Below are 9,955 nucleotides of genomic sequence, written 5' to 3'. Positions count from 1 at the left end.
GGACTGCCGGATGCCCTTCGCCGGTGCGTCGAAGGTGTACAGGTATCCGCCGGCGGGCCCGCTGACGGTCATGTACGCCTTGGTCCCACCGGGGGTGATCGCCACGTTCGTCGCCGATTCGAGCCCCTCGGCGCGGCCGGGGACCTCGACGGTCGCCAGGCGCTCACCGTGCGGGCTGTACACGGCCATCGCGGGCCGGCCGTGGAGTCCCAGGTAGAGGTTGCCGTCCGCGTCCACGGCGATGGAGTCGGTCTGGGCGATCCCGCCGTCGACGCGGACGGCGGTGTGCCTGGACGTCACCCGGCCCTCCGTGTCGAGGCCCAGGTAGGAGATCCGGTTCTCGGTGAGTTCGCTGAACCACAGCCCGCGGTAGTCCGCGTCGAAGGAGATGCCGTTGGTCGCGGCCAGTTCGTCGGCCAGCACCGTGGCCTCCTCGCCGTCGCGCCCGATCCGCACCACGCGGCCCTGCGCCTTCCTCTCGGACAGGCCCCGCGAGTCGCTGACGTACAGGTTCCCCTCCTCGTCGAAGGCGAGGTCGTCGGGGTTCATCCGTGCTCCGTCGACCTCGCCCGAGAAGAAGGTGCGCGGATCGGTCCCGTCCGGGGCCAGGCTCACGATCTCGCCGTGGGCGTAGTCGGTGAGGTAGAGCCGTCCGTCGTACGGGCTGAACTGGGCCGAGGTGTAGGCGCCCCGGTCGTCCGTGTGGACCGCGCGCGACGTCTTCCTGGCCACGTCCACGCGCATCACCTTCGGCTTCCCGGCGGGCGCGGTGACGTCCACGAGGAGCAGGCCGCCGTCCTCGTCGAACACCGGTCCCTCCAGCAGGGTCATCCCGGTCTCTTCGTGCACCTTCGTCACCTGCATGAGCTTCTGCGCGCGGATGGTCCGGCCGGCACCGGAGGCGGTGGCCTTGTCGCCGGCGGGGCCCGCCGTCGTCTCCGTACCGCATCCGGTGAGGGCCAGGGTGCCGATGGCGGTGAGCGCGGCAAGGGTCCGGGTCGGAAGTCGTCGCATGGGGGGTCTCACTCTTCCTGTCGGTTCGTGCACGGGGTAACCGGACAGCGTTGTCCGGTAGGGGTTACGGTAGTTGACGGCCGCTCACTTCGGTGCGGCCGATCGGCAGGACAGGAGTGAGGCCCCCCACATGACGGACACTCAGCAACCGCGCACCGACGAGCTCACCGCGCTGAGGGAGCGCTACCGCCACGAACGTGAGCGACGCGTACGGCCCGACGGGGCACGCCAGTACCTCGGCACGGAAGCCGAGTTCGGCTACTACGCCGCGGACCCGTACACGCGGGGCACGGGTGAACGCGAGGCGGTGCACGACACCGTCGACGTCGCCGTGGTCGGTGGCGGGTTCGGCGGCATCCTCGCCGGGGCGCGGATGCGGCAGCAGGGCGTGGAGCGCGTCCGGGTCGTGGAGAAGGGCGGGGACTTCGGCGGCACGTGGTACTGGAACCGCTACCCGGGCATCCACTGCGACATCGAGTCGCACGTCTACCTGCCGATGCTCGACGAGACCGGATACGTGCCGGAGTGGAAGTACGCGCCCGGCGACGAGATACGCCGGCACGCCGTGCGCATCGCCCAGACCTTCGGCCTCTACCGCGACGCCCTGTTCTCCACCGGCGTCACCTCGCTCACCTGGGACGACGCGACGGAGACGTGGACCGTGGCCACGGACCGCGGTGACACCTTCCGCGCCACCTACGTCGTCACCGCCACCGGGACCCTGTCCGAGCCGAAGCTGCCCGGCCTCCCCGGCATCGAGACCTTCCGGGGCCACACGTTCCACACCTCGCGCTGGGACTACGCCTACACCGGCGGCACCCCGGACGGCGGCATGACGGGTCTGGCGGGCAAGCGCGTGGGCATCGTCGGCACCGGTGCCACCGGTGTCCAGGTCATTCCGAAACTCGCCGAGGACGCCGGACACGTCTACGTCTTCCAGCGCACCCCCTCCAGCGTGGACGTACGCGCCAACCGCCGTACCACCGCCGAGGACGTCGGCGCCGGCGGTGAGGGCTGGGCGCGGGCGCGCCGCGAGAACTTCCTGAGCATCGTCTCCGGCGAGAGCACCGACCGCGACCTCGTGGCGGACGGCTGGACCTCGTCGGCCGCTCTTCTGGAGAAGCTCCTGCCGAGCTTCCGCCGCGAGGAGGGGGGACCGGCCTTCGAGGAGGCCTACGAGGCGGCCGACGCCGCGAAGATGAACGAGCTGCGCGCCCGTGTCGTCCAGGACGTCACCGACCCGGAGACGGCCCGAAAGCTCCAGCCCTGGTACCGGTACGCCTGCAAACGCCCCACGTTCTCGGACCTCTACTACCCGGCGTTCAACCGCGCCAACGTCTCCCTCGTGGACACCGCGGACACCCATGGGATCGAGCGCGTCACCGAACACGGCGTCGTCGTCGGTGACACCGCCTACGAGCTCGACTGCCTGATCTTCGCCACGGGTTTCTCCGTCGGGGTATCCGGAATCTTCTCCGGAAGGCTTCCCGTCCACGGCCGGGGCGGCGCCGAACTGCTGCCCACATGGGGCCGGTCGGGCCCCCGTACGCTGCACGGCTTCACCAGCAACGGCTTCCCGAACCTGATCCACCTGGGCTCCCTGCAGAACGCCAGCAGCGTCAACTTCTCACACGTCCTCGACGAGCAGGCCGTCCACGCCGCCGCCCTCGTCGGGGCCGCCGAGGCCGCGGGCGCGCTCATCGAGCCGTCCCCCGAGGCCGAGGACGCCTGGCTCGCGGTCCTGGCGAAGGACGCCCCCGACCACGAGTGGTTCCACGCCGAGTGCACCCCCGGCTACTACAACCGGGAGGGTCTCGGCCGGCCGAACAGCGCGAACGCCTACCCGCACGGCGCCGTCGCCTTCCACGAACTGCTGAAGCAGTGGCGCGAGACGTCCGTCGGCGAAGTCCTGCGCGCCCGCACCGGCGCCGTCTGACCGGGCCGCTCCGGCCCGCCGGTGAGCCGGAGTCCCGGCCGGGCACCGCCGGTCACCGCGCCCGCGGTGACCGGCGGCACCGGCCTGGGGCACGACCGCGCTGAGGGGCAGGGCCGAGGCCTGGGCGCCCTCCCCGTGACGGTGACGTCAGGAGGTGTCTTCCTTCGGCTGTTCTTTCGCGGATTCCTCTGCCTGGCCGTGTGCCCGGTACTACGTTCCGTGCGGGGTCGTCACGGGTGCTTCTCGGGCGCCTCCCGCATGTTCCACACGTACCACGGAGGGCGCGATGCCGACGAGGCGGGCGGTCACAGGCCGCAGCAGGGAACCACGGGCACGGTTCGCGGAGGAGCTGCGGCACCTGCGCACCGAGCGGGGCGACAGCCTGCGACGGCTCGGCGAACGGCTGGGCTGGGACTGGTCGTTGTTCGGCAAGATGGAGAAGGGCGAGACGGTCGGCGGCCCGGAGGTCGTACAGGCGCTGGACCAGTACTACGGGACACCGGGCATGCTGCTGGCTCTGTGGGAGTTGGCGATCAACGACCAGTCGCAGTTCAAGGAGCGGTACCGGCGGTACATGGCGCTGGAGGCGGAGGCGACGAGTCTGTGGCACTTCGCGGTGAGTGTGCTGCCGGGGCTGTTGCAGACGCCGGGGTACGCCCGGGAGGTGCTGGCGGCAGGTGGGATCACGGGCGAGGAGCTGGACCAGCAGGTCGAGGCGCGGATGGGACGGAGAGAGCTGCTGACGGGCGACGGCCCACCGCCGTTCCGCACGATCGTGTCGGAGGCGGTGCTGCGGACGCCGCTGCGGGATGCGGCTGAGTGGCGACGGCAGTTGGAGTACTTGGGGGAACTCGGTGATCGGGAGAACGTGACGCTTCATGTACTTCCGCTCCGCGCAGGACCGTACGGCTTGGACAGTACGACGCTGATGTTCCTGCGGCTTCCAGATGGGCGTACCGTCGCCTACACGGAGAACGCGTACAGGGGTGACCTCATCGAGGCGAACCAGCCGGTGGACCGGCTTCAACGTGCCTACGATGCGGTGCGTGACATGGCGTTGTCTCCTGCTGAGTCGCGGAAGTTCGTCCTGAGCCTGTTGGAGGAAGTACGGTGCGATCCCTCGACCTGAGCGCGGTTTCTTGGCGTAAGAGTTCGTACAGCAACTCGGACGGCGGCGAATGCGTCGAGGTCTGCGATGACTTCGCCTCTGCTGTTCCCGTGCGTGACAGCAAGGACCCGCAGGGCCCGGTACTCGTCTTCGCTGCGGACGGCTGGTCGTCGTTCGTGTCCGCCGTGAAGGACAGCGCCATGGGCGTCTGAGCCGCCCGCATGCGACCGCCCCGTCGTATTCCGGCGCCGGCGGGCGGTGCACCGTCAGGCCGTCAGCCGGACCCCGGTGACCAGGTCGGGACTGATGCGTACGGCCGCCTCCATCGGCCGGTCCGGCCAGGGCCTGATCAGCCGCTGGTACCGCAGCAGGGCCTCCGGGTCGGTGACGGGGTGGCAGTACCCCGTGGCCACGACGCTCCAGCCCTGATGGGTCAGCGGATCGATGTCGTCGGCCTGGTAGGCGACCACGACCCCGAGGCCGCCGTGCTGACGGGCCTGTTGGAACAGGTCCGAGTCGCGGTGTGTCCGGATGACGATCCGCCCTGCGTCCACCAGGTGGTTCACCGGCCGGATGGCGGGCAGTGCGTGCCGGGTGAAGACGATCCGCCCGAGCGGCGCCCCGGCGAGCAGCGCCATCGCCTGGGCGGCCGTCAGCTCGACCGTGCGCCGCGGGGTGCGGGAGACCGGGTGGCCGGCCGCGGGCGGTACCGCCGGGGGCCTCGACTCCGCCGTACGCACGGACGTGCGGGGCGACTGGTGCCGTGTGTGGCTCATGGTGCGGCCTCGTCTCCTGGTCTCCTCGCCTGCCCCCGAGTACACCGCGGTGAGCCGCCCGGCGACAGGGCCGAACGGCCCGGGGCCGAACGGCCCTAGCCCGGCGGGCTCTTCCTCGGTTCACTCGGGTATCGCATGCCGGGGCCCCGGCCCGACGGCGCCACCGGGGCCGGGCCGCGGCGTGCGACGGGTTCCGCCCGGGCGGGCGGGACGAAGACGCGCGGGAGGGGTACGCGGTGATCGCGGTCGTCGGGCACAGGGACCTGGGCAGCAGAACCCTGGAACTGGTGGAGGCCGAGCTGAGAGCGCGGCTGGGACGGCTGGCGGAAGGCGCGGCCGCCCTCGTACGGGCGGGGGCGGGGCTGCCCCTGGTGTCCGGGCGGGCCGCCCGGGAGACCGGCCGGAAGCTGACCGTCCTGCTGCCGGCCCAGGGTGTGGTGCCCGCCGCGCTCCCCGAGCAGGACCGGCTACGGCTGCTGGCGTTCGACCCGGCCGACCGCGACGCCTGCGTCTGCGCCGACGAACGCCTGGTCGAGGAGAGCCGGACCGTGTTCGCCGTATGGGACGGCTCACGCACCGACGGCCGGGACGCCACCGCGCACCTGGTCGCCTTCGCCCGTACGCGGGGCATCCCGGTGGAGGTCGTCTGGCCCGAGGGCTCCGTACGGGGGCGGGCATGACAGTGCTGGAGCGCGGGTCGCGGACGGCCGGCGCGCGGGACGCGCACGACGGCGACGGACCCCTGCGCGTCGGGGCGCGGCAGGGGTTCGGGTGGCTGCTCGTGGTCACCTCGGCGCTCGGGCTGCTGGCCTCCTTCGTGATCACCGTCGACAAGTTCGAACTGCTCATGGACCCCGGGTTCGTCCCCGCCTGCACGCTGAACCCCGTGCTCTCCTGCACGGACGTGATGCGCAGTGAGCAGGCGTCGGTGTTCGGCTTCCCCAACCCGCTCATCGGCCTGATCGGCTTCGCGGTGGTGCTGGGGGTGGGCGCCGGGGTGCTGGCGGGGGCGCGCTACCGGCCCTGGTACTGGCTGGGCCTCAACCTCGGCACGCTCGCGGGCGCCGTCTTCTGCATGTGGCTGATGACGCAGGCGCTGTACGACATCGGCGCGCTGTGCCTGTGGTGTGTGCTCGTCTGGGTGGTCACCGTGTTCCTGTTCTGGCACACCACCCTGCACAACCTCCGCCACGGGGTGCTCCCGGCACCGCGCGCCCTGGTGGCGGCGGTGCTGGAGTTCCCGCTCGTGGTGCCGGTGACCTGGTGCCTGGTCGTCCTCACGCTGATAGGGACCCGGTTCTGGTCGTACTGGCAGACGCTTCTGTGACGTCCACGACTCCGGAGGTGTCCTGATGGACCCATGCCTCCGGCACCCCGGCGGCGGCCAGCCCGGCCGCCACGGTCCGCGCCGGCTCGGCCGTGGGCACCTCGGGGGCCAGGGCCAGGAAGGCGTGCGGAGGGGAGGAGGTCCCCGGGCGCGGCGCGAGCACCCCGTTCAGGACCCGCAGCGCACCGCCCGCGGCGTGGACCGCCGAGTGCGTGGGCAGGACGGTCAGCCACGGACGTCCACGCCGGAACGCCTCCAGATACGCCGTGTCGTACATGCCGGCGGTCGCCCCGGACTCCTCCGGCGCACCGGCCTCCAGCAGCAGCCGCACCCGGGTGCGGGACGAGGACACGGCGTCGATCTCCTGGAGCAGCGCCTTCATCGGGGCCCAGCCGGTCCCGGACGCGATCAGCAGGACGTCGGAGTCCGCCGCCCCGTCGGGCAGCGCCAGCCGGCCCCGGGGGGCACCGAGCCGGAGGGTGCCGCCCGTCCGCGTCCCGTGCACCAGCGCGTCGCTCACCCCGCCGGCCCGCCGGGCGCGTACGTGGAACTCCAGTTCGCCGTCCTGGTGCGGGGCCCGCGCCAGGTAGTACGGACGCCAGGCCTGCTCCAGCAGCGGGGACTCCAGGGAGGCGTACTGCCCGGCACGGAAGGGATAGGGCTGCTGCGGACGCACCCGCAGGACCGCGAGGTCGGGGGTGCGCAGCTCGTGGGCGGTCACCGTCGCCTCCCAGCTGGAGAGTTCGGCGATCGCCTCGTTCTCGCCCCGGACCATCGAGGAGACCGCCAGGCGCAGCATCCGCAGCCAGGCGTCCTCCAGGGGACCGGTCCACCGGGCCCCCGCGCGCAGGCGCAGCGCCTCGACGAGCGCCCCCTCGAACGCGGTGAAGTGCGCCGGGCGGACACCGAGCTTCCGGTGGTCGCGCCCCAGCTGGGTGAAGCGCTCGGCCACCTCGTCGGTGCGGTGCAGATGGCCGATCAGATACCGGAAGGCGGCCGCCAGATGGGCCTGCTGGAACGCCATCGACCCGGGGAACAGCGACCGCAGGTACGGATGCCGGTCGAACAGGACCTGGTAGAGGTCCGCGATCAGCTCCTCCAACGGGTCCACCAGCGGCAGGGACTCCTCGATGAGCAGCTGGTCGGCCGATCCGTCGTAGGGCTCCGGCGCGGGGGGACGCCGGGTGTCGCCGCCGCTCCCCTCCGGGGTCAGGATGCGTCGCCGCAGCCGCATCGCGTCGTGCCGCGCGAGCAGTGCGTGATAGTCCTCGCTCGGGGTGTTCATGGGCAGGTGGCTCCTCGGGACGGCGCGGTGGGGGTGCGCAAGGCCCCGTCGGCGGACGTGCGGCGACGGCTGCGGTACCTCGCAGCGCGCTCGCGTCGCCCGCGGGACGGGGGGACGGGCCTCGGCCGCACGGGGCCGGTGACGTCCGGACCCTGTGGGCGGCGCCAGTATGGCACCGCGTGCCTCGTGCTGACCGGCCCTGGTCACAGGGCCTTTCGGCCCCTTCCGGAATGCGGTTCACCGTGTCCTCGGACCCCGCCGCCGACCGCCCCGGCGGCGGCCACATACTGGTTCCGGTCCGCCCCGGTTCCCTACCGATCGAGCATGGTGTGAACGACGATCCCGCGCAGTCCCGGACGAGTACGCCCTCGTCACCGCCCGCCTCCCCGGTGCGTGTCTTCATCCTCGACGACCACGAGGTCGTACGGCGTGGAGTACGCGACCTGCTGGAGGCCGACGGGGGCATCGAGGTCGTCGGTGAGGCCTCCGACGCCCGGGAGGTGCTGGCCCGCGTACCGGCCGTGGCGCCCCAGGTCGCCGTGCTGGACGTACGGCTCGGCGACGACCGCGGCGGTGACCACGCCGGCATCGAGGTCTGCCGCGAACTGCGCGCCCGGATGCCGGGGCTGGCCTGCCTGATGCTGACGTCGTTCGACGACGACGAGGCGCTGTTCGACGCCATCATGGCCGGCGCGGCCGGCTATGTGCTGAAGCAGATCAACGGCGCCGACCTGGTCGCCGCCGTGCACACGGTCGCCTCCGGCACCTCCATGCTGGACCCCCGGACGACCGCCCGGGTGATGGCGAGGCTGCGGGGGCCCCAGCATCCGCCCGCCGCCGAGGTGTCGGAGCTGGACCGGCTCACTCCCAGGGAGCGGCAGATCCTGGACCTCATCGGCGAGGGGCTCACCAACCGGGAGATCGCCGAGCGCCTCTTCCTGGCCGAGAAGACCGTCAAGAACCGCATCTCCGCGATCCTCGCCAAACTGGGCGTCGGCCGCCGTATCCAGGCCGCCATGCTCGCCGGCCGGATCCGGGAACGCCAGGGGCGGCCCCCGGCCCCGGGGCACTGACCCGCGGGGCCCGCCGGGACGGCGGGTCAGTCGAGCGGGGCGTGCCAGGTGATCCGTGTGCCCCCGCCGGCCGGCTGCCCCACGGTCAGGGTGCCGCCGCACAGCTCGGCCCGCTCGCGCATGTTGGCCAGGCCGCCACCGTGCTGCTCCCCGCGCCCCACGGAATCCGCGCCCGCGCACTCTCCGGACGGCAAGGCGGGTTCCGTGCGGTCCCCGAGCCCGATGCCGTCGTCCGTCACGGTCAGCGTCACCGCCTCACCGGCGGACAGCACGATGTCGATACGGCTCGCCCGGGCGTGGCGGGACGCGTTGGACACCGCCTCCGCGGCGACCGCCACCACGTGCTCCGCCAGTTCGTCCGGGACCACGGAGTCCACCGGCCCGTCGATCCGTACGGAGGGCCGGAAGCCGAGCGCACGCGCCGCCGTACGGGCGGTCTCCGCGATCCGGTGCCGCAGCCCGCCCCGGCCCGACCCGTCCGTCGTGCGCAGGTCGAAGATGGTGGAGCGGACGATCCGTATCGTGGTGTCCAGGTCGTCGACGGCGCGGCTGACGCGTTCGGCCGCCTCCGGACGGTCCGCGATGGCCCGGGTGGTGCTCTGGAGGGTCATCCCGGTCGCGAACAGCCGCTGGATCGCCAGGTCGTGCAGGTCGCGGGCGATCCGGTCCCGGTCGTGCATGACCGCGAGCTCCTCGGACTCCGCCCGCCCGCGCGCCAGCTCCAGGGCGATGGCCGCCTGGTCGGCGAAGCCGGAGACGAGCGCCACCTCGCTGTCGTCGAACGGCGGACGGCCCGCCGGCCGCCCCAGCCGCAGCGCGCCCGACGCCCCCGTGCCCACCCGCAACGGCACCGCGACCACCGGACCCGGCCCCTCCTCGGCGCCGTCGCCGAACGGGTGCGCCCGCGGGTCCGTCCGGACGTCGGCACAGTGCACCGGCGTTCCGGTACGGGCCGCGAGCCCCGCCAGCGACCCCTGCGCCGGGACGGACAGGCCCCGCACCCGGCCGGCGTCCCGGCCGTGGGCCACGGCGACGGTGAGCGGGGCGAAGGCCGCCGGGTCCTGGGCCGCCTCCTGCGGGGCGGGCGCGCCCGGCAGCGACGGCGGCAGCAGGACGGCGGCCCGGTCGGCGCCCGCGACCTCCATCGCCCGCTCCGCGACCAGGTGCAGCACCTCGTCCGCGTCCGTCCCCGAGAGCAGGGCGCGGGTGATCTCGCCCAGGGCCTCCAGCCGTCGCTCCCGGCGGCGGCTCTCCTCGTACACGCGGGCGTTGTCGATGGCGACCCCGGCGGCGATCGACAGGGTGGTCAACAGCGCCTCGTCGTCCGCGTCGAAGCTCCGTCCGCCCCGCTTCTCGGTGAGGTACAGGTTGCCGAACACCTCGTCGCGCACCCGCACCGGGACCCCCAGGAAACTGTGCATCGGCGGGTGGTGGGC

The 9,955-nt window shown here is 72.9% G+C and carries 10 protein-coding genes; 6 read left to right on the top strand and 4 right to left on the bottom strand.

What is annotated here, in order from left to right:
- Positions 1 to 1,014 (bottom strand): SMP-30/gluconolactonase/LRE family protein (locus tag IH13_RS0127220; RefSeq protein ID WP_031088624.1); only part of this gene is annotated, 1,014 nt, incomplete at its 3' end.
- Positions 1,015 to 1,144: 130 nt separating this feature from the next.
- Here IH13_RS0127220 and IH13_RS0127215 point away from each other — a divergent pair.
- The 3 genes from IH13_RS0127215 to IH13_RS0127205 all read left to right on the top strand — a co-directional run bounded on the left by IH13_RS0127215 (position 1,145) and on the right by IH13_RS0127205 (position 4,270).
- Positions 1,145 to 2,950: a flavin-containing monooxygenase gene (locus tag IH13_RS0127215; RefSeq protein WP_031088623.1), complete on the top strand. Its 1,806-nt coding sequence runs from the start codon at positions 1,145 to 1,147 to the stop codon at positions 2,948 to 2,950.
- Positions 2,951 to 3,236: 286 nt separating this feature from the next.
- Complete coding sequence (locus tag IH13_RS0127210; RefSeq protein WP_031088622.1) at positions 3,237 to 4,079, top strand: helix-turn-helix domain-containing protein; 843 nt, start codon at positions 3,237 to 3,239, stop codon at positions 4,077 to 4,079.
- Positions 4,061 to 4,270, top strand: a complete 210-nt coding sequence (locus tag IH13_RS0127205; RefSeq protein WP_031088621.1) for a DUF397 domain-containing protein — start codon at positions 4,061 to 4,063, stop codon at positions 4,268 to 4,270. The genes IH13_RS0127210 and IH13_RS0127205 overlap by 19 nt, the downstream gene beginning before the upstream one ends.
- Before the next feature lie 54 nt (positions 4,271 to 4,324).
- On the opposite strand, the gene IH13_RS0127200 is transcribed toward IH13_RS0127205, so the two are convergent.
- Positions 4,325 to 4,834: a pyridoxamine 5'-phosphate oxidase family protein gene (locus tag IH13_RS0127200; protein ID WP_031088620.1), complete on the bottom strand. Its 510-nt coding sequence runs from the start codon at positions 4,832 to 4,834 to the stop codon at positions 4,325 to 4,327.
- A 236-nt stretch (positions 4,835 to 5,070) separates the two neighbouring features.
- On the opposite strand from IH13_RS0127200, the gene IH13_RS0127195 reads away from it, so the two are divergent.
- Positions 5,071 to 5,514, top strand: a complete 444-nt coding sequence (locus IH13_RS0127195; RefSeq protein WP_031088619.1) for a hypothetical protein — start codon at positions 5,071 to 5,073, stop codon at positions 5,512 to 5,514.
- The gene (locus IH13_RS0127190) at positions 5,511 to 6,161 is read left to right on the top strand and encodes a vitamin K epoxide reductase family protein (RefSeq protein ID WP_031088618.1); all 651 of its coding nucleotides are present in this window, start codon (positions 5,511 to 5,513) and stop codon (positions 6,159 to 6,161) included. The genes IH13_RS0127195 and IH13_RS0127190 overlap by 4 nt, the downstream gene beginning before the upstream one ends.
- Here IH13_RS0127190 and IH13_RS0127185 read toward each other — a convergent pair.
- Complete coding sequence (locus IH13_RS0127185; protein WP_031088617.1) at positions 6,112 to 7,446, bottom strand: globin domain-containing protein; 1,335 nt, start codon at positions 7,444 to 7,446, stop codon at positions 6,112 to 6,114. The genes IH13_RS0127190 and IH13_RS0127185 overlap by 50 nt on opposite strands.
- 329 nt (positions 7,447 to 7,775) lie before the next feature.
- Here IH13_RS0127185 and IH13_RS0127180 point away from each other — a divergent pair, with 329 nt between their 5' ends.
- Complete coding sequence (locus tag IH13_RS0127180; RefSeq protein WP_031088616.1) at positions 7,776 to 8,519, top strand: response regulator transcription factor; 744 nt, start codon at positions 7,776 to 7,778, stop codon at positions 8,517 to 8,519.
- Between the two features lie 26 nt (positions 8,520 to 8,545).
- On the opposite strand, the gene IH13_RS0127175 is transcribed toward IH13_RS0127180, so the two are convergent.
- The coding region (locus IH13_RS0127175; protein WP_031088615.1) for a sensor histidine kinase at positions 8,546 to 9,955 on the bottom strand (1,410 nt) is incomplete at its 5' end.

The sequence above is a fragment of the Streptomyces sp. NRRL WC-3549 genome, from assembly GCF_000721935.1.
Lineage (GTDB): Bacteria > Actinomycetota > Actinomycetes > Streptomycetales > Streptomycetaceae > Streptomyces.
Note: the sequence above shows the minus strand (reverse complement) of the source record. Positions and strands in the feature narration are given on the sequence as shown.

What these genes read in the sequence shown, in the direction of transcription:
- IH13_RS0127200 (WP_031088620.1), bottom strand. Translation starts at nt 4,834, where the DNA reads ATGAGCCACACACGGCACCAGTCGCCCCGCACGTCCGTGCGTACGGCG.
- IH13_RS0127215 (WP_031088623.1), top strand. Translation starts at nt 1,145, where the DNA reads ATGACGGACACTCAGCAACCGCGCACCGACGAGCTCACCGCGCTGAGG.
- IH13_RS0127185 (WP_031088617.1), bottom strand. Translation starts at nt 7,446, where the DNA reads ATGAACACCCCGAGCGAGGACTATCACGCACTGCTCGCGCGGCACGAC.
- IH13_RS0127190 (WP_031088618.1), top strand. Translation starts at nt 5,511, where the DNA reads ATGACAGTGCTGGAGCGCGGGTCGCGGACGGCCGGCGCGCGGGACGCG.
- IH13_RS0127210 (WP_031088622.1), top strand. Translation starts at nt 3,237, where the DNA reads ATGCCGACGAGGCGGGCGGTCACAGGCCGCAGCAGGGAACCACGGGCA.